Genomic DNA, 25,681 nt, shown 5'->3' on the forward strand with positions numbered 1-25,681 from the left:
TTCACTTAACTCACGGCTTCGAGCAACGTCTGTTCTTGTTTCTGACGCCCCACAAAGCGAAGCAGTCGCTCCGCGAGTTCAAAACTGCCATGTTTAAATAAGGCACGAAGGTGCGGTCCATCTTCGGCAAAAATTAAACATTCAATCTGAAACTCGCCTTCGTCATCGCTCAAGTGCAAAGCTAAATCACGCGGATATTTAGCCGCCACAGCAGCCAAGTCTGACTCAAAACGTAAAAGCACCCCAAAGTAGTTCAAATCCATCACTTCTGTCGCAATCACCAAATCCGAATGGCGATAGCTTAAAAAGGTTTCAGGGTGTTGAATCTGAACCCGCTCTTCACCACGGCGCTCCATTTCCAACATTTGTGCTCGACTAAAGGGGATAATCCCGTCTAAGTGTTGAATGGACTCGTCCTTCAGAAACGTCGCAAACAAATGCATGGTTTCTTTACGGCGTTGTAGCTGTGGCACATGGTCTGCATTGGCAATTTGCGCATATTCCATGTCAGGACATTGTAAAGCAAAGTTGGCATTTTCATGTGGCAAAGTAAAACTGTCATATTGGCCACAGGCCACCAAGACTTTACACTGTGGAATCGGCACATCGGTGAGGCGAAGCAAACGATTACAGTTGATTTCATAGCGCTCTTGTTCTGTTACGGTAAACTCCGCCATCTGTCTGAAGAACAAACGTTTGGCTGTGGGTGACATTTTGGTTTTATCCATTTTGGCATGATTGACCAAATACAAAATCACGGCCTGACCAAACTCATCCATGCGTTGTTCACGCATTAAATGTAACGATTCCTCCAGCAACATCCGCCAGCTTTTACGGGTCTTTTGCATCACACCCATTAAAATCATACGGTCAATCAGCTCTGGTCGTTGATTGGCTAGACAAGACGCCACCACTGAGCCCAGTGACATGCCCATCACTGAAACTTTGTCTAATCCTTCAATGTCTAACCAAACACCGAGCATTTTCGCGAGATCACCCAGTTCTAATGTTCCTGCAGACAAGCCCGTATCGATATTACGAATTTGTTGATTGGCACCCATTGAAGGCAAATCAATCAGGACAATCGGACCGGCATCGAGCAGTTGTTCAACACAGTATTTGTAGGAATTAAAGTTTTGAAATGCCCCACCAATAATCACGATAGGCGTGCGATGGAATGACTCTGGCCGAGCAATCGCCATGTATTCGACTTTCCAGCCCTCAATCCATGTGGTTCGTGCAGGTTCTTTAAAGCTGTTACGATGGTAAACATCAAAAAAACCTAAGCGTAAATTCGCGTCATCTAGCTCGGCATCCCTTTGAATCATAGAATTCATGTTCCTTCCCTCTACTCTTGCCTGTACTTTTTGTTTTGCAAGAAATGCACGATCACGCCTGTCAACGACAACAGGGTGTTCAGTGTTGTAATAATTATGCAAGGACTTCATGTCCTAAAATTCATTCTATACAGAGCACTGTTTTACACGCAACAGATTGTGTAACCGCTCATCATGTTTTAGATAAAAAACAATTTCAAAATATGTATAAGTCCGCCTATACGCTGGATTTTTCATGTAGAGACTATGCGGTCGAGTGTTAGGCTGTTACTATCTTCTGTGAAATTTCTAAGTGATCAAACCGCTATGCAAGAGTCGATTGAACAATATATGCAAACGGTAGGACAGCAAGCACGTCAAGCTTCTCGTATTTTGGCGCGTGCCTCTACCGAAACTAAAAACAATGCGTTGTCAGCTATTTATACTGCTTTAGTCAACAGTGAGCCCACTATTTTAGCGGCGAACCAAGCAGATATGAACAAAGCGCACAGCAATAACTTAGACAGTGCTTTACTTGATCGCTTAGAACTGTCTCCCGCACGCTTTAAAGGCATGTTGCAAGGCTTAAAAGATGTGATTGGCCTCAAAGATCCTGTTGGTGAAATCACCGACATGGCCTATCGTCCGTCAGGAATCCAGCTCGGTAAGATGCGCGTTCCTTTAGGCGTGGTTGGCATGATTTACGAGTCTCGCCCAAATGTGACCTTAGAAGCCGCGTCTTTAGCACTTAAATCGGGTAATGCTATTATTTTACGTGGTGGTTCTGAAGCACTCGAGTCCAATAAAGCCATTGCTGAAGCTATTCAACGCGGTTTAAAACTGGCGGGTTTACCTGAACATGCGGTTCAAGTCATTAACACCGCAGACCGTGCAGCCGTGGGGCAACTGATTACACTCACTGAATTTGTCGATGTAATTGTTCCACGTGGAGGCAAAGGCCTGATTGAACGTATCAGTAATGAAGCCCGTGTCCCTGTGATTAAACACTTGGATGGGAACTGTCACGTTTATGTTGAAGCGCAAGCTGACCTACAAAAAGCCCTACCGATTGCGCTCAATGCAAAAACTCACCGTTATGGCGTATGTAATGCAATGGAAACTTTGCTGGTCGATGAAAAAGTCGCAGATGAGTTTTTACCGCGTGTCGCTGAGCTCTACACTGAAAAACAAGTGGAGTTACGCGGCTGTGCTGAAACTCAGCGCATTTTAGGTGCGACAGTCAAAACGGCGACAGAAGAAGATTGGTACACGGAATACCTCGGTCCAATTTTGGCAGTGAAGGTGGTGTCTGGTATGGAAGAGGCGATTGAGCATATCAATAAATATGGCTCGCATCATACCGATTCGATCATTACAGAAAACTACTCCCTAGCTCGCGAGTTCTTGGCCGCTGTTGATTCGAGTTCTGTCATGATCAATGCCTCGACCCGTTTTGCCGATGGTTTTGAATATGGCTTAGGTGCAGAAATTGGTATCTCAACTGATAAAATCCATGCCCGTGGGCCAGTCGGCTTAGAAGGCCTGACTTCACAAAAATGGATTGTGTTTGGTGATGGTCAAATTCGCCAATAACTCATCCGACACCTTTTAAATATCTATGTTCAGCTCTTTCCAAAGGGCTGAACATTTTTTATATCTAAACATTCTCTGCATCTGCGAATCCTTAAAATCTAGAGGAAATCATGATTTTTTTGATGGTCGCGCTGATTGCGCATGCGATTATGTGTGGATCTAAAATGACATATCAAAAATAAACAGGAACGCCACAATATATTCAACTGCTTTCAGCAGATAGCGTGTTATTTTTATAGCGTTGAAGTTGATGAATAATTCGGCATCATTTCATGAATAAATGAAAATCATGAACCGATAAATTTTAATTATTATTCATCAGATGGTCGATAGTGCTTAAGTCTAATCACCTAAAGTCTATCTTGGACTAAAAATATACACATGATACAACATAAAAAATGATCAAGATTGCATAAGAAAGTACTGCATGAAGATCAGTTCTAGGACGGATAATTCAATTAGAATCAGGTATTAAAACGTGTCTACATCAGTATTAGTAATTAACTGCGGATCTTCATCAATCAAATATGCGCTCGTTTCTGAACGTCGTGAAGATCGTATTTTCGGTTTAGCTGAGAACTTAGGTTCTGCTGACGCTCGTATCAAAGGCATTACTGCGGGTGGTCAACCCCTTGAATTGTCTATTCCACATGCCGATCATGAAAAAGCATTGGAAACCATCTTAGAACGCCTTTCACATTATAACCCTCAAGCCATTGGTCACCGCGTAGTACACGGCGGTACATTGACCAAAGCTGAGCTTTTAACACAAGAAATTGTCGAACGCATTCGTGCAGCAACACCACTTGCACCATTACACAACCCTGCGCACTTGGTTGGGATTGACGCCACGATGCGTTTATTCCCAGAGCTACCACAAGTGGCTGTATTTGATACCGCATTCCACCAGACTATGCCTGCACATGCTTATCGCTATGCTGTGCCAAAATTTTTATACACTGAGCATAATGTCCGTCGCTATGGCTTCCACGGTACGAGCCATGCTTATGTGTCTGAACGCGGTTCAGAACTGGCAGGTAGCTTCAAACAAGGAGGTTGGTTAACCGCACACTTGGGTAATGGTAGCTCTACTTGTGCAGTTTGGAATGGGCAGAGTGTCGACACATCAATGGGCTTAACTCCACTAGAAGGTGTCGTAATGGGCACACGCAGTGGTGATGTCGATCCAAGCTTACATAGTTTCCTTGCCAATAACCTAGGCTGGGACATTTATAAAATTGATAAAATGTTGAATAGCCAATCGGGCTTACTTGGCCTGTCTGATCTATCAAATGACATGCGTACTTTGATTGAAGCCTCTGAACAAGGCAATGAAGATGCAACTTTAGCTATTGAAGTGTTCTGCTATCGCCTCGCAAAATCATTGGCCGCACTGAGCTGTGGTCTACCACGTCTTGATGGCTTATTCTTCACGGGTGGTATTGGTGAAAACTCGGCATATATTCGTGAAAAAACAGTCGCTTTCCTACCGCACTTTGGTTTTAACTTGAGTAAAGAAGCCAATGACAGTTTAAAACGTGGTACCGAAGGTCGTATTGATACAGGTACAGGCCCACAAATTTGGGTTGTACCGACCGATGAAGAAGGCCGTATTGCCAAAGAAACAGCATCCGTGGCCGATGAGGTGATTCAAACTGCTGCAAAAAAGTCTGAAGACAATGTAGCGATCGCTTAAGCGATCGTTATATTCACTCAAGTCTGTTTTAATTTCTTGTATGACGAATAAATATATGAAAACAATTTTACTTGTGCCCACTGGGGAAGGCGTCGGCTTAACATCCGCTTGTCTGGGTTTGGTTTATGCGCTGGAATGCCAAGGTGTTAAGGCTGGATTTTTAAAACCTTTTTCTCAAGAACTAACCACAGGTGCAGACCGTACCACAGCACTCTATCACCATGTTTCAAAAAACGAAACCGTTGAACCGATTAGTTATCACACCATTTTGCAACAACTCAGTGCAGGTGAAAATGATGAGTTGCTTGAAGATGCGGTTCGTTTGCACCGTGCTATTGCGCGTAAGCATGACCTGATTATTGTTGAAGGCTTAGTCCCGAATAGCCGAGATTCTTTTGCTTCTGAACTAAATGCACAACTTGCGCAAGCACTCGATGCCAAAGTCATTATTGTCAGTAATGCAGACATTAATAAACCGAGCGTGACGGCTGAAAAAGTCGACAGTCAACTACGCTACTTTGGGGGTGCGAGTTCAGAGCGAACTGCGGGTGTGTTATTGATGCGCACCAAAGGCTTGCCCGATGACTCAGCACACATTCCAGTGACGTTTGACCCAAGTCTGCGTTTAATCAGAGATACCAATAAATTCATAATTGAGCTCCAAAAGACCCATCCAAAACTCGGTTCAGATAAACTCCCTGTGATTGGCTTGGTTCCGTTTAGCAACACGCTTAGCGTACCGCGTATGTCGGACTTGGCTTCACACATTCAAGCGGAATGGATCAATCAAGGCGACGCGATCCAACGTCGTGTGTTGCATAGCAGTTTGATTGCATCGAACATTGAGCACGAACTTCATAAGTTTGTCGCAGGCGAGCTGATCATTAGTGCATCAGATCGTATCGATGTGCTTTTGGCATCCAGCTTAGCAAGTAGTAACGGTATTCCACTGGCAGGTTTGGTCCTAACTGAACACCATACACCAAACGAGCAAGTGCTTGCGTTCTGCCAAACAGCGATTAAGCAAGGCTTACCAATTTTACATACAGCGCTCAGCACGTTCGACACGGCGCAGAGCTTAGCCAATCTCAGCAATGAAATTCCTGTCGATGATACTGAACGCGCTGAACAAGTCACTCGTTTTGTATCGAGCCATATCAATGAAGAATGGCTAAAGGTAATGTTGAATGGCTCGTACCAACCTCGTCTCTCGCCTTCGGCTTTCCGCCATGAATTAGTCCAAAAGTCGATTGCCGCAAAGAAGCGCATTGTCCTACCTGAAGGCGATGAACCACGTACAGTTCAAGCTGCGGCTATTTGCCAATCTCGTGGCATTGCACACTGTATCTTATTGGCAAAACCTGAAGCTGTAGTAGAAGTGGCAAAAGCACGTGGTATTGAGCTTCCACATGACTTAGAAATTATCGATCCAGATTTAATTCGTGAAAACTATGTCGAAAAGATGGTGGAATTGCGTAAAGGCAAACTGAACGAGCTACAAGCGCGTGAACAGCTGCAAGACACTGTCGTTCTGGGTACCATGATGTTGGCGCTCGATCAAGTCGACGGTTTGGTTTCAGGTGCAATACACACCACAGCCAATACTGTACGCCCAGCATTCCAACTGATTAAAACAGCGCCTGAGTATTCACTGGTCTCTTCCGTGTTCTTTATGCTGTTACCCGATGAAGTCTATGTCTATGGTGACTGTGCAATTAACCCAGACCCAAATGCCGAAGAGCTCGCTGAAATTGCGATTCAATCGGCTGACTCGGCAAAGGCCTTCGGTTTAGACCCACGTATTGCAATGATTTCATACTCTACGGGTACCTCTGGTGCTGGAGCTGAAGTTGAAAAAGTCGCTGAGGCAACACGTATAGCGAAAGAACGCCGTCCTGATTTGTTGATTGATGGGCCGCTTCAGTACGATGCAGCATCGGTTGAAAGTGTCGGACGCTCGAAAGCACCTGATTCTAAAGTTGCAGGTCGTGCCAATGTGTTTATCTTCCCTGACTTAAACACAGGAAACACGACTTATAAAGCCGTGCAACGCTCTGCCAATGTCGTAAGCGTCGGCCCAATGTTGCAAGGTTTGAACAAACCTGTAAATGATTTGTCTCGTGGGGCTTTGGTGGATGATATTGTGTTTACAATTGCACTCACTGCAATTCAAGCGGAACAACAAGCAACAGCGTAAAGTAACTTGATGTGATCCAAACCATCCAACGGAAAAATTGGGTGGTTTTTGTTTTTAAAAGAGCTATGTTCAATAAGATAAATCTTTAGAAAAAGTTAATCAAGATAATTTATACTTATTTTTCAATAACTTAATTAAATAAAATGCTTCTACACTTAAAATAACAATCCAATAAAAAAGAGGAGTACACCTAAAATTGGAATGTAAATCCAATTTTTTCTTATCCATTGATTGATCTTAAAATCAATAATCCATCCACGGTCACCTTTCCTCATCATCTCTTGATACTGGTCATTTGATTTTTTTGATAAAGGAAATAAATTTGCTGTGTAAATTGGAAGTAATAATCCACCAACTATCAATAAACAACCAACTATTGAAAGAAATGAAAGCTCCATTATTTTCTTCTCTTGAACTATTTTAAAGTGTAATTTTGCGATTGCTACTGTAATCAGCACACGATGTGAAACCATTTTTCACTAAATACAAATTCGTCACTCTCCAGCATATACAATTGAACTGAGTGTAGTACCACCTAATCGTATAGCCTCTCAAACATTCGACTAATGTATATTTACAAGCATAGCCCAAACACAGATAAAACAGTAAGACTTTACTTTTCAGATACTTAAACAATATACTCAAGAGATATAATTAAATTCTAAATCATTGGTCTCATAATGAATAAAAAATGGCTTCCAATTCTAATAGTGACAACATTTTCACTGACAGCATGTAATGAATCTAAACAGCACCAAACACCGCCAGACTCAACCACAACATATACAAACTTAAGTACAGCAAATCTAACTGACATTAAAGCGGATCTTGATGCCCTAGATCAGATTTCGAATAAAAACTCTCAAGCCATTTTGAACGCACAAGATGCACTTAAAGCGGCTCGTCAAAATAAAGAAGTCGATACCATCCCCGCCCTGCTAGAACAACTGAAAACCCATTCTCTTGCGTTTAATACCGCACTAGATGCAACAAACTTCAAAAGCCAAGAGGGTGCTGCGTTACGTGAGAAATTTAAGCAAGTCCATCTTCTAGGAGTTGAGCTCGCACAAGAAAATACTAAAAACCCACCACAGATGGATCGTATCACTGGATTAGAAGCAAAAATTAGCGTCATACAACAAAGCTCTATCAGTGAAATGAGAGCCTTACAACGCATGGTATATCCTCAACTCAATACTGGGGCATTAGACAACACCCGACAACAAGCAAAATCAACAGCTGAGCTCAATGTTACGGCTCGCACTGCACCGCAGACCACCTCACATCTGAGTCAAGATAATGCCGCAGACATTAAACATGACCTCATTGCACTCGGGGCACAAACAAGTGCAGCTAAACAAGAAGCAGAAAACTCAATGTGGGAGATAAAACATGCGATGGAAAAAAAAGATCTGCGTGCTCTGAAAACTGCAATTGAAAAATCAAACAAGCGCATTCAAAGCCTGAATCAAAATTACGACATGGTATCTCTCAAAAGCTCAGAAGTAGTCGCAGCCCGTGAGAAACTCAAAAAAGACAATAATCTTCAAATTGAAATGGGTAATATTATCTTATCCAGCTCGCCAGATAGACAAAAGTTTGAGGAGTTGCAAAAGAAACGATCCAATTCTCAAAAAATGGTTGAGATTGAGATGGAAGCGCTTCGGATTAAAGCCAATACAGCATCATGATGAGCTCATGCAGATTTGGTTCAAGCTATTGTCAGTAGAAAAATTCCCTGACAGCTCTAGATACGACTATGTCCAGTATAGCCAATGATCATAGCGGTAAAGCTGTATACATTTATTTCGCCGAAGTTCTATTCTTTTAAATTGCTATAATGACCTACCTAGTTGATAAAATTGAAAAATGACATTAATAGAAAAAGTAGTCCCAGTTATATTTCGAAATATCAATCAAAGAACAGAAATATTAGTTTAAACATCCTATTGCAGGTATTCAAATCGTAAAAGGTACAGTTGAGACGAATGAAGAACTAGAGCAGGCAGCTTTGCGAGAGCTTTATGAAGAATCGGGGATTTCGTCTGCACACATTCACTCATACTTGGGTTTACATCATCCAGCTGAGCAAGGTCCTAACTGGCATGTATTTATATGCCATAGCACAGAGACTTTAAAAGAGCGCTGGACACATTTATGCAATGATGATGGCGGGCTAGAGTTTAATTTCTTTTGGCACCCTCTTTTTGAGTCACCAACCGCTGAATGGCATCCATTATTCCAAGAATTACTCGCGTTTATAAAATCAAAATATTGAGCCGCAGCTTAGGGAAAATTTTGATTCACTAGAGCTAACAGCGTATAGATTTAAAAGCCCAGATCTCATGTCTAAGCTTTATAAACTGTAGTGTCTTTAGATCGTCATCACTCAGCTTCGCTTCAACATTTGACTCAGTCTAAACTTGGGCGGCTTGATAAAGAAAATTGCATTACCACATAAAATCAAAATCACCCCAATCACCGCATTCATATGCCATTGATACCCTTCCCAGATAGTAGAAATCACCAAAGCCACCAACGGAAATAATAAAGTACTATAAGCTGCCTTACCCGCACCAATCCGTCCAACCAAATAGAAGTAGGCGGTAAAGCCAATCACTGAACCAAAAATAGCTAAATACAATAAAGCACTCACCGCACTGAATTCCATAGCGGGGAAAAACTCGTCTTGTTTAAATCCAGCAATCAATGCCATCAGAATTGAACCGTACAACATGCCATAAGCATTGGTTGTAAAAATATCCAGACCTTGTTTTTGATGACGCGCACTGATCATATTGCCCAGTGAAAACCCATAGGTTCCTAACACACAAAGGCCAATCCCCATCAGCGTATGATTATTTAAGGTACTCCCTATCACATCATGCCAAAACAAGGCAATAATCCCCAATCCACCCAACAAAGCCGCAGGATAAAAACGGCTAGACACCTGTTGTCCAAAGAACAGTTTGGCGTTGAGGGTATTAAAAATGACCGCCATCGAAAAAATAACAGCCTCCAAACCGCTGCTGATATATTGAACCGCATAATAGAAACAAACAAAGTTAAAACCAAAAATACAGCACGCTTGTAACATACAAAACAGATGATCTTTTACAGCCAGCTTTTGCAGTTTTCGGCACAACACAACAAAAGTAAACAACACCAGAGCCGAAATAAAGAAGCGCCAAAATACGGCTACATTGGTCGATATTCCACTTTGTTGTTGCAGACTTATCGCAATCCATGTCGTTCCCCAAATCACCACCACCAAAGCATATAACAGCGCATTCATACTCTTTAAACCAAACTCAAACCACTCACGCTATTGTGCTTGGTTTGGGTGTCTCATTTCTTGCACCTTCTTGTGGTCACTATCATGAACTTGTGGTTTTTACTGATTTTCGAATATAGATGACAAAATGAAGTCAAAGTCCTAAACTGAATCTTCCATTCGGCACTGCGTATAGATGATGAAATATCAGATTCTAGATCAATTACAACAACATAAAGCTCAACTCCTCGACTCGGTCGAACTGGGTTCGGGCATGCAGTTGGCCATGTGGCAAAACAACCAAGACCGTGTCAGTGTTTGTAGTAACCACCATACCCTTAGTATGTATATTCAAGGGGGATATCACAGTTATCAAAAGACAGCTCAAGGTTGGCATAATGGTGGTGGGCCAGATCATATGTGCTTGATGCCACAGAATTTTGAGTCGACATGGGATCTGCGCGACTCACTGACTTTTGTGCATCTGTACTATACTGAACAACACTTACAACGCATCGCCGAACAGGTGTGGGATCGTGAGCCGAGCCAAATTACTTTAAATCCGCAAAGTTTCGTGGCCGACCCACAGATTGCCATGATCTATCGACACTTTTTACTCAATGGGGCTTGGCAAAACCGTGAAAATCACTTGCAGATGAGTACTGCCACAACGCTTCTGCTCAACCATCTAATTAAAAATTATAGCCATACCGAGTGGCAAGCCCCTGAAGTCAAAGGCGGGCTGTCCCCGTATACTTTGAAACAGTTATTAGGGTGGATTGATCAGCATATTCAGCAAAGCTTGACCCTGTCAGATTTGGCTGAACAAACTCAGCTCAGTGAATACCATTTTGCTCATATGTTTAAGCAATCCATGCACATGCCACCACACCAATATGTAATGCAACGTCGACTTGAACTGGCACACCAAGCTCTACAGCAGACGACTGCCAATATGACGGACATTTCGGAACAATATGGATTTAGCTCCAGCAGCCATTTTAGTCATCGCTTTAAAAAGCACTTTGGCTACTCTCCATCCCAAATGCGAAAAAATTAGCACCAGTCGATAGGATAAAGTGAAGATTTGAAGATTTGAAGATTTGAAGATTTGAAGATTTGAAGATTTGAAGATTTGAAGATTTGAAGATTTGAAGATTTGAAGATTTGAAGATTTGAAGAAAGCTTAAAACAAAAAAAGAAGATAAAGCTTAAGCCTGATCTTCTTTTTGACCGTACATCCAAGTCGCTGCGATATATACACAAAAGCCCGCAGCCATCACTAAACCTGTCAACATGCTCGATGTCCTATTGTTTGATGAATGCATTATGCGAAAGTTTTATGACAACTTTATGACAGTGTTGTCATATTTCAATATTATTATTTTTACATTATATTCAATACCTTAAGTAATAAATCATATTCATAATCCAAATTTAGACATGAAATATTTCATTAAATTTAGATATTTTTGTCATATTTACCACCGTTTATAACCTCATTTTCTCATCAATTTTGTTCAACTATTAAACTTTCGCCCAAAGGCTTCGCAAAACATCCACAACCTCGGCATTTTGTCTTATAATTTAGCCCGCTAGCTATCAGCCCGCTCAAGAGATATTTGTATGACCACTATTATCAAGCAAGATGATTTGATCACATCGGTCAAAGACGCGCTTCAGTTCATTTCTTATTATCACCCACAAGACTTCATCCAAGCGATGAGCCGTGCGTATGATCGTGAAGAGAACAAAGCTGCGAAGGATGCGATCGCACAAATCTTAATTAACTCGCGTATGTGCGCAGAGGGTCACCGCCCAATCTGTCAAGATACAGGTATCGTCAACGTATTCGTTGAAGTGGGCATGGATGTTAAATTTGATTTAACTATGAGCTTAGACGATGCAATCAACGAAGGCGTACGTCAAGGTTACCTAGAAAACTCAAACGTGCTGCGCGCATCAGTTCTGGCTGATCCTGCATTTGGTCGTAAAAACACCAAAGACAACACCCCTGCTGTGATCTATCACAAACTTGTTCCAGGCAACAAAGTGGATATTACCGTTGCGGCAAAAGGTGGCGGTTCAGAAAACAAATCTAAACTGGCTATGCTCAACCCATCAGACTCAATCGTGGATTGGGTACTTAAAACTGTTCCAACCATGGGTGCAGGCTGGTGTCCACCAGGTATGTTGGGTATTGGTATTGGTGGTACTGCTGAAAAAGCCATGATGCTTGCAAAAGAATCGCTCATGGAAGAAATCAACATGGATGAATTACTTCGTCGTGGTCCTGAAAATAAAATCGAAGAACTTCGTATGGAAATCTTCGAAAAAGTAAACGCACTGGGTATTGGCGCGCAAGGCCTAGGCGGCTTAACCACAGTTCTAGACATTAAAATTAAAGATTACCCATGTCACGCTGCTGGCAAACCAGTGGGCATGATTCCAAACTGTGCAGCGACTCGTCACGCACACTTCCAACTTGATGGTACAGGTGTTGCACACATTCAAGCACCTAAACTTGAAGACTATCCATCAGTCACTTGGGATTCATCCACTTCTAAGCGCGTTGACCTCGACACCATTACCCAAGAAGAAATGAACGCTTGGCAACCAGGCGACACTTTGCTTCTAAACGGTACAATTTATACAGGTCGTGATGCTGCACACAAACGCATGGTAGACATGCTGAACAATGGTGAAGAGCTTCCTGTCGACTTAAAAGGTAAATTCATTTACTACGTGGGCCCTGTAGATCCAGTCGGTGATGAAGTGGTTGGTCCTGCTGGCCCAACAACAGCAACACGTATGGACAAGTTCACACGCCAAGTACTTGAAGCAACAGGTATGTTCGGCATGATCGGTAAAGCGGACCGTGGTCCTGCAGCGGTTGAAGCAATTAAAGACAACAAAGCAACTTACTTGATGGCAGTGGGCGGCGCAGCTTACCTTGTGTCTAAAGCGATTCGTGAAGCTGAAGTGGTTGCTTTTGCTGACTTAGGTATGGAAGCGATTTACAAATTTGTAGTGAAAGACATGCCTGTATCGGTAGCAGTTGATGTGAATGGTACATCTATTCACGCAACAGCACCAAAAATCTGGCAAGCGAAAATTGGTAAAATTCCAGTAGTCGATGCTGCAGCGGGCTAAAACTTAAGTTTTACTTTTTTGGATACCCTTAACATCCTAAGGTCATGTTAAGGGTATTTTTTTTACCTACTTTTATAGACTTAATCAAAAGATATAGACCAACAATGAAAAAATTAAATCACATCCTTTGCGGTATTACCTTATGTGTCCTTAGCACAGCGTCTTTTGCCAAACCCGCGACCGAAGCATCGGTAGAAAAGGCGCTCAAACTCGGCGATATTAAAGGCACATTAGCACAGTCTCAGCAAGAAATGCGCCCCGTTTATGACCAGCAAGCCGAAGAAATCATTAAGAATATTTTTAAAACATCAACACTCAATACTGAACAGCAAAAAGCAGCCAAGCAAATCGCTGAAATCACGGCATCATTTAGCAGTAAATTGATTTCAGATCCAAAATTTATGCAAATGCTTAAAAATGTCTATATGCAGACCTTTACCGAAGAGGAAGTGTTGGCCAACATTCAGTTCCTCGAAACCCCTCTAGGCCAGTCTATCAATAAAAAAAGCAGCAAAATGATGAGTGAAATCATGCGTAATAGCATCGCCATGTCTGCTGAAATGATGCAAGATCCAGCTATTCAACTGGAAATGAATCGTCAAATTGAAAAGACCCTTACACCATTATTTGAACAAGCAAAAAAAGTACAATAGCTCACTTACCAGGTTAAAGGATTCCACAGCTTAAAGGGCTTCATCAGCTGAACATCCTCACTTGAGTCATATTTTGCGGGTTTAAGTTTTTGCGCTTTCTTTCGTAGCTCACCCGTGTGTTGATCTTCCGCTACAAAGTTGTAGCTGTTGGACTTTAACTGGGTAAATGCAATTTCTTGAATCGCAATTTTTTCAGGGATAACCGCCAAAGGCCCCGAAACATCACGACGTGTGGACAAGTTCTCTTCATCATACTTGATGAAATAAGACTGCCCCGCTTCTACGCTAAAATCGATATATTTCGGCTTTTGAAAATGGTTAATGCCCAAAGGCCGACTGCTCGATAAACGATAAGTTCCTGCGGGTAATTCAACCCAATAGTAATGATTGTTCAGCAGGCTTGGAATGCGTTCTTTATTGATAAATAAACTCGACGCCACAATTTCTTGTCGATTCCATTTTGAGTCTGGACGATACAGATAAACCATCGCCGCTTGTTCATGCTGGGGTTGGACACGCTGAAAACGTTGTCCTAATTTTTGATTGACCCATCCACCTACACTAAACACTCCAATGCGATACTGCTCAATCACGCCTGGGTCGTGTTCAAAATCAACCTCATGGCTGAGAGTTGATGTTAATTCAGGTTGTTCAACTGTCGCTTTTCCATGACAACCCAATAAAATTAAACTGCTTAAAAGCGTAATCGTCATTGCACGCATGACTATTCCTCACGACGTATTTTTATTTTGATACTGAATTTTTAGTTTTAATCTAGGCATCCCAACCTATTGATGCAGAGTAGCATTCCCTCTTTTTTTTGAATATAAAAAAACGTGTGAAAACACTCGATTTTCACACGTTTCAGATGAATAACAACTTAAGCTGACTTTGAGTTAATCACTTTTAAATCAACTTTAGCTGCATCTTTCTGTTCGATTCTTGGTAAACGCTCTGGCTTAAATAATGGTGCAGCCGTGCCGTTAATCACGTCTTCATTCACCACAACCGTACCAACATCGGTACGACTTGGTAAATCGTACATGGTTTCAAGCAGCGTATTTTCCAAAATAGAACGTAAGCCACGTGCACCCGTGTTACGATCCAAAGCTTTTTTCGCCACAGCGCGTAGTGCTGAGTCTTCAAAAACCAGATCAACGTTTTCCATATCAAACAAATGTTGATATTGACGGGTCAATGCATTCTTCGGTTCAGTCAGAATTTGCATCAAAGCTTCTTCGTCTAACTCTTCCAAAGTCGCAATTACAGGCAAACGACCAATAAACTCTGGAATCAGACCAAATTTCACCAAATCGGTCGCTTCAACTTGACGGAACAAGTCAGACAATTTCTTGCCTTCATCTTTCTTCTTCACTTCAGCCGCGAAGCCGATTCCACCTTTTTCTTGGCGCTGTTGTACGATTTTCTCAAGACCTGAGAATGCCCCACCACAGATGAACAAGATATTTGAAGTATCAATTTGAATGAATTCTTGCTGCGGATGCTTACGACCACCTTGAGGTGGAATAGAGGCAACCGTACCTTCGATCATTTTCAGTAACGCTTGCTGTACACCTTCACCCGACACATCACGCGTGATCGATGGGTTTTCAGACTTACGGGTAATCTTGTCGATTTCGTCGATATAGATAATACCTTTTTGCGCTTTTTCTACATCATAGTCTGCTTTTTGTAGAAGCTTTTGTACAATGTTTTCAACATCTTCACCGACATAGCCTGCTTCGGTAAGTGTCGTGGCATCAGCCATAGCAAAAGGAACATCGAGAAGACGGGCCATCGTTTGCGCAAGCAAGGTTTTACCCGAACCCGTTGGTCCTACTAATAAGATATTACTTTTCGCAATTTCAACAGCATCGTCGTGTTTATGTCCACCATGTGTCGCTTTAAGACGTTTATAGTGGTTATAGACAGCAACTGACAAGGTTTTCTTTGCCACATCTTGACCAATGACATATTGATCTAGTGCCGCACGAATTTCGTGAGGTTTAGGCAAGGGTTTTGCAGCCCAGTCACCCGACTCAACTTGTTGACTGGTTTGCACCAAGTCTAAGCATACGTCCACACATTCATTACAGATGTACGCGTCCTCGCCTGCAATCAGTTTCCCAACTTCAGACTGCGTTTTACCGCAAAATGAACAATGCTTTTGTCCTTGAGGATGTTCGGACATATTCACTCCAATTCTAAACTTTTAAAACTTATGGACGTTTAGATAACACTTCGTCCACGAGACCATATTCTTTTGCAGTTTGCGCTGTCATAAAGTTATCACGGTCAGTATCACGTGCCACAGTTTCATAGTCTTGACCACTGTGCTCTGCCATTAAACGGTTTAAACGTTCTTTAATGAACAGAATTTCACGTGCATGAATTTCAATATCAGATGCCTGACCACGGAAACCGCCTAACGGTTGGTGGATCATGACACGTGCATTTTCAAGGCAATAACGTTTACCTTTCGCACCTGCATTCAGCAAGAAAGCACCCATTGATGCTGCTTGCCCCATACAATAGGTCACAACATCTGGTTTAATAAATTGCATGGTATCGTAAATCGCCATACCCGCAGTCACCGAACCACCTGGTGAGTTAATGTAAAGATGAATATCTTTATCTGGATTTTCCGCTTCTAAAAACAACATTTGCGCGACAATCAAATTCGCCATGTTATCTTCAACTTCACCAGTCATAAAAATGACGCGTTCACGCAAAAGACGTGAATAAATGTCAAATGAACGTTCACCGCGAGATGACTGTTCTACAACCATTGGAACTAAGGCATTATCGATAGTTGGAATATACATACGTTTACTTATTCCTAAATTTTTTGTTACTCAACTCATAGTCACAATATGAGGGATAATTGCTGAAAATGCAAAATATTCCCAAGTAAATAACAGATATTTTTTGCATAAGCTTTGTGAACGCAAGGCCTTTTACAAACCCAGATCACAATAAAAAAGGCGCTCAAAGCGCCTTTTTTACTTTAGCTAAACTTAGCCTTGTTGACGAGCTTGTTGCTCTTTCAATAAGTCTTCGTAGCTTACAGCAGTATCTGTTACTTTAGCAGACGCTAAGATGTGATCAACCACTTGGTCTTCTAACACAACAGCTTCGATTTGCGAACGTTGTTGTTTGTCATTTTTGAAGTATTCGATCACTTCAGCTGGATCTTCATAAGAAGAAGCCATGTCTTCGATGTAAGTATCAACACGTGCTTGATCTACTTCAATTTTAGCATCAGCTAAAACTTTGCTTACCAGTACGCCTAATTTTACAGATTTTTCAGCTTGTTCTTTGAACAATTCATCTGGAAGCATGCTTGAGTCAAATGCTTTCGCACCTTGAGCACCAAATTGCTGAGTGAACTGTTGGATCATTTGTTGACGTTGACGGTCAACTTCTTGAGCAACCATAGACGCAGGAAGTTCAACTTCGTTTGCAGCTACAAGTGCATCAAAAGCTGCACCTTTCACTTGATTACGCAAACCATTTTTCACTTCACGTTCCATGTTTTTACGAACGTCAGCTTTTAACTTCTCAATGCCTTCTTCTTCAGTTAGACCAAAGATTTTAAGGAATTCAGCATCAACTTCTGGAAGTTTTTGTTTTTCAACAAGTTTCACAGTGATTTTGAATTGAGCTGATTTACCAGCAAGGTTTTCAGCTTGGTAATCTTCAGGGAAAGTTACATCGATAACTTTCTCTTCGCCTTTCTTCATACCAACGATGCCGTCTTCGAAGCCAGGGATCATACGACCTGAACCTAAAACAAGTTTAAAGTCTTCTGCAGAACCGCCTTCAAACTTTTCACCGTCTACTGAACCTTCAAAGTCGAAAGTTACTTGCATGTCTTTTTTAGCCATGCCTTTCGTTTCAGCCCAAGAAGCACGTTGCTTCTGAAGGTTTTCGATCATTTGATCAACATCTTTGTCGTTTACTTCAGATGCTTTACGTTCAACTTCTAAACCATCAAATTTCACGTTAACTTCTGGATAAACTTCAACAGTCGCTTCGTATACAAGCGCGTCGTCTTTTAATTCAGATTTTTCAATGTTTGGCATGCCAACAGCATTGATTTTTTCTTGTTGGATCGCTTCAAATACTGTGTCACGAATAATGTCGCTTACGACTTCTTGGTAGATACCCGCGCCATATTCACGACGAACAACATTTACTGGCACTTTACCTGGACGGAAGCCGTTGATCTTCACAGTTTTAGCAGTGCGTTTTAAGCGAGCTTCGAACTGCTCGTTAACACGGCTCGTCGGTACAGATACATTTAAACGACGGGTAACACCCGAAACCGCTTCAGAAGTTACTTGCATGGCTTCCTCAATCTTTTGGTAAGAACAATTTTAAAAAGTGCCACATTATATGACAACATTGAACGATATACAAAACACCCGATTGAAACCACATATTTTTTTCTTCATTTATCGTTTTTTATTTTGAATATTTTTAAATCGCTACTGATTAAGCGCAAAGTATTATATTTTTTATGGCTTTTTGTTGCAAATGATAAATATTACCATTAATATTTGCGTCAACTTTGATCGTTTTTTTCAATTTTTTTCTCGTCCATCATTGGAACTCTAGTTATGAGTAAGTTTAATCTACACCCTCTTTCATTGGCATTGCTTGGGGCAATCACCACTCCTGTTTTCGCAGAAACAGCAACTGAAGATTCATCTACCCATCAGCTTTCCACCATTGTGGTTTCAGCTGCAGGTTTTGAACAAGATATTAAAAATGCACCAGCTTCAATTAGCGTGGTCACAAAAGAAGATATTGAAAAGAAAAATGCAACCAGCATTGCAGACCTATTAGCTGATATTCCAGGTATCGATATTCGTTCAGGGGTAGGAAAAACATCAGGTCTGAATATCAAAATGCGTGGCTTAGGCAATGACTATAGCCTGATTTTAATTGATGGTCGTCGCCAAACCACCTCATCAGATGTCACTCCAAACGGCTTTGGTGAAACATCAAATGGTTTTCTACCACCTTTAGCCTCTATTGAACGTATTGAAGTCATTCGTGGACCAATGGCAACACGCTATGGTTCAGAAGCCATGGGTGGTGTCATCAATATTATTACCAAAAAAATTAGTAATGAATGGAATGGCAATGTCTCTGTCAGCGGCAATGTCATGGAACATGGCAGCGAAGCCGACTCATGGAAAACCAGCTTTGTGCTCAATGGCCCAATTATTCATGATCGTCTAGGCTTACAGCTCCGTGGTAGTTATTTAGACCGTCAACGCTCAGAACGCATTGTGGCTGGTTCAACCTCACGCGACCCACGCCCAAGCAAAGCTGAAAACTATGATGTTGGTGGAAAATTACAATTTACATTAGACGATAAAAACTCTTTCTGGGTTGATGGTTTTACCTCAAACCAAACCTATGACAACTCAGACCAACGACTAGGCAACTTTTTTAGTCGCGGTGGTATTGCAGGCTATGAAGATGAATTAGAGTTCGATCGTCTACAAATTTCGGCGGGACATGATGGTAATTATGATTTTGGCCAATGGAAAACGTACATTAGTCAAAATAAAACCGAAACCAAAGGTCGTACCATTCCAACTGATGCTTTCCCTGCTTTAGCTGGCCAACCACGAACTTTGGAAAATACCGATTTAGTCTTTGATTCACATTTAATTGCACCTATTGCTAACCACAAGCTAACAGTTGGCACAGAATATAAAGATGTTACTATTGCTGATGATATTGCAGGAATGGGCAAAGAGTTTACTCAAGATACTTGGTCAGTTTATGCAGAAGATGAATGGAGCTTATTAGATAACTTACATTTCACCTTCGGTGGTCGTTATGAAGATCATTCAGGATTTGGTGGTCACTTTAGCCCGCGTGCTTATTTAGTATGGAATACAACTGATGCTTTAACACTTAAAGGTGGTGTAAGCACAGGCTATAAGACACCGTCAGCAAAAGATTTATACAACGGTATTATTGGCTATAGCGGCCAAGGCACCACACCAAGTCTAGGTAACCCTGATTTAAAACCAGAAACATCAGTTAACTACGAGCTAGGCTTAAATTATCAACCTACAGATACATTAGACTTTAATGCCACTGCATTTTTTAATGTTGTAGAAGATAAAATCGTTTCTCGAAACTTTTTGTGCACAACTAATGATTGCTCAAACTTCAACAGCAACGTAACGTCTTATAGTAAGAGTTTCAATGCAGATGAAGCTGAAATCTACGGCTTAGAAACATCACTTAAGTATCAAATTATTCCTGAATGGGATATCAAAGCTGCCTATACATTTACCGAGTCTGAAATAACTAAAGGTGCAAACAAAGGTTATGCGCTCGAATCGACAGCTAAACACCTATTTAACCTAACATCGACTTGGCATATCAATAATAGTCTCGATGTTTGGTTGCAACATGAGTATCAGTCAGGACGTCCTCGTTATTTAGCTGCACCAACTGGTGGTGAAGTTAGTATTGAACAGCATACAGACAACAAATTCTCGGCTTATAACCTGTTCAATTTAGGGACAAGCTATCAGTTGAATAATAATGTTCGGGTCAATGCTGCTGTAAATAACTTATTAGATAAAGACTTTACTGAATATATGGACTATGTCGATACAAACGGTAATGTTCAGCAAGCCTATAAATACTTATCTATAGGTCGAAGCTCAGAAGGAACCTATTTGCTAGGTCGAAATTATTGGTTATCAATTTCATATGACTTCTAAAAATAGTCATATCTAAAGGAAAACCCTGCTCCGGGAGGGTTTTCTTCCTACATAGCTAATATAGATCCAACATAATTTCTACATATTCACTTGAGAAACACCTTCAAACTTAGCTTAAAAATAATGGATTCTAAATTCCAATAATATTATAAAAATATAATCTAATTTTCCAATTTAAATAAAAATCATAAACTTACATTCAATTCATTATATTATTACATTTATTTTTTCTACACAAATACATCTAAGCATCGACAATTTCAATGTAATAATTATGCAACAAAAAATAAGAATCATTATTATTTGCATACTAATTTGCAGCGCTAGAACTAGACCCGTTATGGCCTTTATCAAAACACGTAAACAGCTGGTTTCTGCAGTAATCACTTCACCCCTTTCTCTTGTTGCAATCAAGGCTATTCCACAAGCGAAAGTTACTCAGCTAGAACTCATGCATCCATTGTGACCGCATGAAATTGCAACCATCGAAGTAACAATAGCGCTCTTCTTTAAAATATAGGATATTCCCATGGCACAGATTAAAAGCCGGAAGCACAAAAGTACTGTTTCACTGGTCGCTCTTGTAGCAACACTACCACTTTCAGTACACGCGGCCGAAGCTGAAACCAATAGCGTTCAACTACCTACAATTAATGCCAAAGCTGCAAGCGAAAATGACTATAAAAAAGATAAAGTTAGTTCAGCAAAATTCACTCAACCTTTGGTAAATACCACACAAACTGTTGCTATTATTCCCCAAGCTGTACTCAAAGAGCAAAATGCAACAACCTTGACCGAAGCTTTACGTAATGTCCCAGGTGTTGGCACATTTGCATTAGGTGAAAATGGTCGTATGAATACAGGTGATGCTGTAACCATGCGCGGTTTTGATACAGCAAACAGCATTTTTGTCGATGGCGTTCGTGATTTAGGCAACGTGACTCGTGATATGTTCAACTATGAACAAATTGAAGTCTTTAAAGGGCCAGCTGGGACTGATAACGGCCGTACAGCTGCATCTGGTGCAATCAACTTACTAACAAAAGAAGCAAAACTTCAAGACGCTAATAGCGGGACTCTTGGTTTTGGTTCTGATGAGTATTACCGCGCAACTGCAGATATCAACAAAGTGATTAATGACACTACTGCAATTCGCTTTAATGCAATGGGTGAAAACTCAGATGGTATTGGCCGTGACGGCGTTGAAAATGAAAAATGGGCGGCAGCACTTTCAGCAGGTTTTGGGTTAGGTACTGATCTTCGTCTTTTCTTAGATTATTTACACATTGAACAAGATAATGTTTTAGATGGTGGTATTCCAACTGTTGGCTTACCTGGTTTTGATGCAAATAAAAGCACGAATGCTGCCATCAAAAGCCTTGCTCCATATCTAAATAGTCATAAAGTTGACACTTCAAATTATTATGGCGCGCCTGAAGATTTTGATGATGTCTCTGCAGATATGGCAACTGCTCGTCTTGAGTACGATCTATCTGACAAGACTAAAATTAAAAATACTTCACGTTGGGGCAAAACAGAGCACCAATATCTCACCACTTTCTCTGGTAACGCTTACACCACTACCAATCCTGGAGATCTAAATGACGCATCTGCTATGCGTGTTTCGGGTAGTGCAAATAACAGTGATACAGAAAATGAAATCATCGCGAACCAAACCAGTTTAGTGACCAGTTTTAATACAGGTCGCCTAAAACATGACGTAAGCACTGGGGTCGAATTTACGCGTGAAAAAATGAAAACGCGTGGTTGGACGGCTACCGTTACGGGTACAAATTCACTATACAACCCACAAGGTACAGTACATACGGCCCTAGTAAGAAATACCAATGGTAATGGTGACTCTGAAGCCCAAATGGATACTTACTCTATTTTCGCGTTCGATACTATCGAAATTTCACCACAGTTTTCAGTTAATGGTGGTATTCGCTTAGATCATTATAAACTTGACTCTGATTCTTTCGTAAATACAGCAGCGTCAGGTCAACCTGCAAATTATGTTGCTCAAAGTTTCAAAGATGATGACAACTTATTTAACTGGAAAATCGGCGCACTATACAAGCCAGCTCCAAACGGAAGATTGTACGCTAACTATGCAATCCAACAACAAGCACCTGGTACAATTACAGGTGGTGATGGTATTGGTAATGCAAACGCTTTTGCACCGTCAGGCTCAACAAGCAGCAATAATAACTTAAACCTAGATCCTCAAGAAATTGAAACGATTGAAGTCGGTTCAAAATGGGAATTCTTTGATAATCGCTTGCTTTTAAGTGGCGCACTTTTCCAAACCGAATTAACCAACGAATTGGAAAAAGATGGTGAAGAGTATTACCAAACAGGTAAAAAATCAGTTAAAGGTGTAGAACTAGGTGCGGTGGGTAACATCAATGATTACTGGAAAGTGATTGCTGGTTATACCCATCAAAAAACCAAAATCGAAAACGTTTCACGTGCTGCTAGCGGCCAGTTAGTGTCTGCTGATGGTTCCGATAATATTCCGTTTACACCGACAGATGCATTTACACTATGGACAACATACACCATGGATAAATGGAGCATTGGTAGTGGTGCTCGTTACAATGGCGAAATGACGAAAAGTAAAGATGGTAATACTGTAGGCCCTGCAGTAATTCCTGATTACTGGGTATTCGACTCAATGGTTAGCTACCAAGCGACTCCAAATGTTGGTATTCAACTCAACATCAACAACTTATTTGATGAAGACTATGTCAGCAGTATTAACCGCGGTGGCTTACGCTACATCGCAGGTGCAGAACGTAACTATCGTTTAACATTCAACTTTAAGTTCTAATTTAGTTCAAAATAAAAAAGCCTTAATCTTGTATTAGGGCTTTTTTATTTATACTTATATTTAAATGCAATTTACTTAATTAGGTTTCTGTCATGTTGCTTCATGTTCCAAATGTCCTTTCCAAAGCACAAGTTCACTCTATCCGTCAGGCCATGCAACAAGACAACCAATGGGTTTCTGGTAAAAAAACTGCTGGGGGACAAGCACAACAAATTAAAAACAATCTGCAAATTGATTTAGACAGCCCGCTTTATAAACAACTCAATTTAGCTGTTTTGCAACAAATTCAGAGCAATACATTAATTCAGTCTTTCGCCCTCCCTAAGGAAATTTTACCGCCTCTGTTTAACTGTTACCAAGACACAGGACATTATGGTAACCATGTTGATAATGCCGTACATTTTTATGCTGAGAAAAATAAAGCAGTTCGAACAGATGTCTCAATGACCATTTTTCTCTCAGAACCAAATGAATACGAAGGTGGAGAATTAATTGTTGAAGACACCTATGGTACACATGAGGTGAAGCTAGATGCAGGTGATGCAATTATTTACCCTGCAACCAGTTTGCACCGTGTTGAACCTGTCACTAATGGCGCACGTATTGCAGCTGTTACTTGGATGCAAAGCATGGTGAAGGATGACTGGCGACGTTCGATGTTATTTAATTTAGACATGACCATTATTCAATTACGTCAAAAACTTGGTGACTGTGAAGAAACTGTTAATCTCACCAGCCATTACCATAATTTAATCCGCCAATGGGCTGACTTATGAGCCAAAAAAATATTCTCCCGCCCTTGAACCAAATTCCTGCCTCATTGCAAACCATTGCAGACTATGAAATTGAGGCAGAAAAGCATCTGCCTGAGATTGTCTGGCAGTATTTGCAAGGTGGTGCTATGGATGAAATCAGTGTTCGGAATAACCTCGCTCAGTTCCAAAACCTGCACTTGATACCACGCATGTTAAGAGATCTCACTCAAGGCAATACAAGCTGTGAAATCTTAGGACAAAGCTTTCCACATCCTATTTTTGTGGCACCGATTGGTCATCAACAGCAGTTTCATTCTGAAGCAGAAGCAGCAACCGCACTGGCAGCTGAAGTACTCGGTAGTAATATGATTTTGAGTACTTTTACCAACACGGACATGCGAACATTCAAATCTGAACATCCCTACAAATGGTTCCAACTGTACTGGCAAGGTGACCGTGATAAATCTTTGGCTTTGCTGAAGCTCGCCGAGGCACAACATTTCACCGCCATTGTAATCACTGTGGACTCTCCACATACAGGCATCCGTGACCGTGAACGTCGTGCTTTCTTTCACCTTCCTGAAAACATGCAGCATCCGCACACTCCTGCCCATATTCCACTGCCTGAACTGCAAGAAGGCGATCATCCCGTGTTTAATGGGCTAATGAAAATTGCTCCGACGTGGGACGACATCGCATGGATGGTTCAACAGACTGATTTACCCATCCTGTTAAAAGGCATCGTCAGCCCACTCGATGCCCAACTGGCCATTCAACATGGCATACAAGGCTTAATTGTGTCTAATCACGGCGGTCGAGTTTTAGATACCTGTATTCCTCCACTCAAAGCCTTGCAACTCATCAAAAAAGCCGTTCCGCATGACTTCCCTCTTTTATATGATGGGGGTGTGCGTCGCGGCTCAGATGTGTTTAAGGCCATTGCTTTAGGTGCTTCCGCGGTTTTAGTTGGAAGACCATGTATTTATGGTCTTGCCACTGCGGGTGCCTTAGGCGTTGCCCATGTGCTTAAAATCTTAAAAGAAGAATTTGAGATCACCATGGCGTTGATGGGCACTGCAACCCTTGCAGATATACAGCCCGATATGGTCATAGAGTTCTCATAACCTCTTCAAAAAAGCGAATGAAATGAATCAAATTCTTAAAATGAAGAAAAAGATCAAACACATCTCAAAAATACACGGAAATATTTCCCTTAAATATCAAATTAAAGGGAAATATTTTTTCAGATACGACTAAAAGCCATAAAAAAAGAAAAATCTTTTCGACCGAACTGGATTAAACTCTTAAATATAACGTTACAAGGTTACTCACGGTAAATCTAAGTCGTATCAAATATTTACGTTTACAAACACCCTGAAGACTCCCTTGTAAATAGAGACCATAGACACAATCTATATTCAGTAGTAGGTTGCTTTTTATTACCCCCCTT

Annotated in this window: 18 protein-coding genes and 1 pseudogene; 12 read left to right on the forward strand and 7 right to left on the reverse strand. The window is 41.2% G+C overall.

Annotated elements, in window-relative coordinates:
- Positions 1-5: 5 nt before the first annotated feature.
- Entirely contained in the window at positions 6-1,337 is a 1,332-nt protein-coding gene (locus AXW61_RS15020) for an alpha/beta hydrolase (protein WP_062034964.1), read from the reverse strand.
- Positions 1,338-1,643: 306 nt separating this feature from the next.
- Here AXW61_RS15020 and AXW61_RS15025 point away from each other — a divergent pair, with 306 nt between their 5' ends.
- The 3 genes from AXW61_RS15025 to pta all read left to right on the forward strand — a co-directional run bounded on the left by AXW61_RS15025 (position 1,644) and on the right by pta (position 6,802).
- Positions 1,644-2,909, forward strand: a complete 1,266-nt coding sequence (locus tag AXW61_RS15025; RefSeq protein WP_004979082.1) for a glutamate-5-semialdehyde dehydrogenase — start codon at positions 1,644-1,646, stop codon at positions 2,907-2,909.
- A gap of 478 nt (positions 2,910-3,387) precedes the next feature.
- Positions 3,388-4,605, forward strand: coding sequence for an acetate kinase (locus AXW61_RS15030; protein WP_062034966.1), 1,218 nt, complete (start codon positions 3,388-3,390; stop codon positions 4,603-4,605).
- Positions 4,606-4,660: 55 nt separating this feature from the next.
- The gene (gene pta / locus AXW61_RS15035) at positions 4,661-6,802 is read left to right on the forward strand and encodes a phosphate acetyltransferase (protein WP_062034968.1); all 2,142 of its coding nucleotides are present in this window, start codon (positions 4,661-4,663) and stop codon (positions 6,800-6,802) included.
- A 155-nt stretch (positions 6,803-6,957) separates the two neighbouring features.
- On the opposite strand, the gene AXW61_RS17855 is transcribed toward pta, so the two are convergent.
- A complete protein-coding gene (locus AXW61_RS17855; protein WP_227556924.1) occupies positions 6,958-7,260 on the reverse strand; it encodes a hypothetical protein in 303 nt (100 codons plus the stop codon).
- Between the two features lie 222 nt (positions 7,261-7,482).
- On the opposite strand from AXW61_RS17855, the gene AXW61_RS15045 reads away from it, so the two are divergent.
- Entirely contained in the window at positions 7,483-8,493 is a 1,011-nt protein-coding gene (locus tag AXW61_RS15045) for a hypothetical protein (protein ID WP_062034970.1), read from the forward strand.
- A gap of 178 nt (positions 8,494-8,671) precedes the next feature.
- Positions 8,672-9,080, forward strand: a pseudogene (locus AXW61_RS17370) (NUDIX domain-containing protein).
- A 111-nt stretch (positions 9,081-9,191) separates the two neighbouring features.
- On the opposite strand, the gene AXW61_RS15050 reads toward AXW61_RS17370, so the two are convergent.
- Positions 9,192-10,097, reverse strand: a complete 906-nt coding sequence (locus AXW61_RS15050) for a DMT family transporter (protein ID WP_062034972.1) — start codon at positions 10,095-10,097, stop codon at positions 9,192-9,194.
- Between the two features lie 178 nt (positions 10,098-10,275).
- On the opposite strand from AXW61_RS15050, the gene AXW61_RS15055 reads away from it, so the two are divergent.
- The 3 genes from AXW61_RS15055 (at position 10,276) to AXW61_RS15065 (ending at position 13,882) form a co-directional block, all read left to right on the forward strand.
- Positions 10,276-11,136, forward strand: coding sequence for an AraC family transcriptional regulator (locus AXW61_RS15055; RefSeq protein WP_062035238.1), 861 nt, complete (start codon positions 10,276-10,278; stop codon positions 11,134-11,136).
- A 566-nt stretch (positions 11,137-11,702) separates the two neighbouring features.
- Positions 11,703-13,229, forward strand: coding sequence for a fumarate hydratase (locus tag AXW61_RS15060; protein ID WP_004692421.1), 1,527 nt, complete (start codon positions 11,703-11,705; stop codon positions 13,227-13,229).
- Between the two features lie 104 nt (positions 13,230-13,333).
- Positions 13,334-13,882, forward strand: coding sequence for a DUF2059 domain-containing protein (locus AXW61_RS15065; protein WP_062034974.1), 549 nt, complete (start codon positions 13,334-13,336; stop codon positions 13,880-13,882).
- A gap of 5 nt (positions 13,883-13,887) precedes the next feature.
- Here the strand turns inward: AXW61_RS15065 and AXW61_RS15070 are convergent, their stop codons facing one another.
- From AXW61_RS15070 to tig, 4 genes are all read right to left on the reverse strand, one after another.
- On the reverse strand, positions 13,888-14,604 hold the full coding sequence (locus tag AXW61_RS15070) for a DUF2846 domain-containing protein (protein ID WP_062034976.1): 717 nt from the start codon (positions 14,602-14,604) through the stop codon (positions 13,888-13,890).
- Positions 14,605-14,762: 158 nt separating this feature from the next.
- Positions 14,763-16,073, reverse strand: coding sequence for an ATP-dependent protease ATP-binding subunit ClpX (gene clpX, locus AXW61_RS15075; RefSeq protein WP_062034978.1), 1,311 nt, complete (start codon positions 16,071-16,073; stop codon positions 14,763-14,765).
- A gap of 28 nt (positions 16,074-16,101) precedes the next feature.
- Complete coding sequence (gene clpP / locus AXW61_RS15080) at positions 16,102-16,707, reverse strand: ATP-dependent Clp endopeptidase proteolytic subunit ClpP (RefSeq protein ID WP_062034980.1); 606 nt, start codon at positions 16,705-16,707, stop codon at positions 16,102-16,104.
- Between the two features lie 192 nt (positions 16,708-16,899).
- Positions 16,900-18,231, reverse strand: a complete 1,332-nt coding sequence (gene tig, locus AXW61_RS15085) for a trigger factor (protein WP_062034982.1) — start codon at positions 18,229-18,231, stop codon at positions 16,900-16,902.
- Between the two features lie 273 nt (positions 18,232-18,504).
- On the opposite strand from tig, the gene AXW61_RS15090 reads away from it, so the two are divergent.
- From AXW61_RS15090 to AXW61_RS15105, 4 genes are all read left to right on the forward strand, one after another.
- Positions 18,505-20,643, forward strand: coding sequence for a TonB-dependent receptor (locus tag AXW61_RS15090; RefSeq protein ID WP_062034983.1), 2,139 nt, complete (start codon positions 18,505-18,507; stop codon positions 20,641-20,643).
- A gap of 529 nt (positions 20,644-21,172) precedes the next feature.
- Positions 21,173-23,476, forward strand: coding sequence for a catecholate siderophore receptor Fiu (locus AXW61_RS15095; RefSeq protein WP_062034985.1), 2,304 nt, complete (start codon positions 21,173-21,175; stop codon positions 23,474-23,476).
- A 92-nt stretch (positions 23,477-23,568) separates the two neighbouring features.
- The gene (locus tag AXW61_RS15100; RefSeq protein ID WP_062034987.1) at positions 23,569-24,252 is read left to right on the forward strand and encodes a Fe2+-dependent dioxygenase; all 684 of its coding nucleotides are present in this window, start codon (positions 23,569-23,571) and stop codon (positions 24,250-24,252) included.
- Positions 24,249-25,355 carry an alpha-hydroxy acid oxidase gene (locus AXW61_RS15105; protein WP_062034989.1) on the forward strand — a complete coding sequence of 369 codons (1,107 nt, stop codon included), beginning with the start codon at positions 24,249-24,251 and terminating at the stop codon, positions 25,353-25,355. The genes AXW61_RS15100 and AXW61_RS15105 overlap by 4 nt, the downstream gene beginning before the upstream one ends.
- The last annotated feature ends 326 nt before the right edge of the window (positions 25,356-25,681 follow it).

It is taken from the genome of Acinetobacter sp. BMW17, from assembly GCF_001592855.1.
Taxonomy (GTDB): domain Bacteria; phylum Pseudomonadota; class Gammaproteobacteria; order Pseudomonadales; family Moraxellaceae; genus Acinetobacter; species Acinetobacter johnsonii.

Excerpts from the sequence above, each read along its gene's own strand:
- pta (WP_062034968.1), top strand. The coding sequence starts at position 4,661 with ATGAAAACAATTTTACTTGTGCCCACTGGGGAAGGCGTCGGCTTAACA.
- AXW61_RS15045 (WP_062034970.1), top strand. The coding sequence starts at position 7,483 with ATGAATAAAAAATGGCTTCCAATTCTAATAGTGACAACATTTTCACTG.
- AXW61_RS15070 (WP_062034976.1), bottom strand. The coding sequence starts at position 14,604 with ATGCGTGCAATGACGATTACGCTTTTAAGCAGTTTAATTTTATTGGGT.
- AXW61_RS15025 (WP_004979082.1), top strand. The coding sequence starts at position 1,644 with ATGCAAGAGTCGATTGAACAATATATGCAAACGGTAGGACAGCAAGCA.
- AXW61_RS15105 (WP_062034989.1), top strand. The coding sequence starts at position 24,249 with ATGAGCCAAAAAAATATTCTCCCGCCCTTGAACCAAATTCCTGCCTCA.
- AXW61_RS15090 (WP_062034983.1), top strand. The coding sequence starts at position 18,505 with ATGAGTAAGTTTAATCTACACCCTCTTTCATTGGCATTGCTTGGGGCA.
- AXW61_RS15050 (WP_062034972.1), bottom strand. The coding sequence starts at position 10,097 with ATGAATGCGCTGTTATATGCTTTGGTGGTGGTGATTTGGGGAACGACA.
- AXW61_RS15095 (WP_062034985.1), top strand. The coding sequence starts at position 21,173 with ATGGCACAGATTAAAAGCCGGAAGCACAAAAGTACTGTTTCACTGGTC.
- AXW61_RS15065 (WP_062034974.1), top strand. The coding sequence starts at position 13,334 with ATGAAAAAATTAAATCACATCCTTTGCGGTATTACCTTATGTGTCCTT.
- AXW61_RS15100 (WP_062034987.1), top strand. The coding sequence starts at position 23,569 with ATGTTGCTTCATGTTCCAAATGTCCTTTCCAAAGCACAAGTTCACTCT.
- tig (WP_062034982.1), bottom strand. The coding sequence starts at position 18,231 with ATGCAAGTAACTTCTGAAGCGGTTTCGGGTGTTACCCGTCGTTTAAAT.
- clpX (WP_062034978.1), bottom strand. The coding sequence starts at position 16,073 with ATGTCCGAACATCCTCAAGGACAAAAGCATTGTTCATTTTGCGGTAAA.
- AXW61_RS15020 (WP_062034964.1), bottom strand. The coding sequence starts at position 1,337 with ATGAATTCTATGATTCAAAGGGATGCCGAGCTAGATGACGCGAATTTA.
- AXW61_RS15055 (WP_062035238.1), top strand. The coding sequence starts at position 10,276 with ATGAAATATCAGATTCTAGATCAATTACAACAACATAAAGCTCAACTC.
- clpP (WP_062034980.1), bottom strand. The coding sequence starts at position 16,707 with ATGTATATTCCAACTATCGATAATGCCTTAGTTCCAATGGTTGTAGAA.
- AXW61_RS15060 (WP_004692421.1), top strand. The coding sequence starts at position 11,703 with ATGACCACTATTATCAAGCAAGATGATTTGATCACATCGGTCAAAGAC.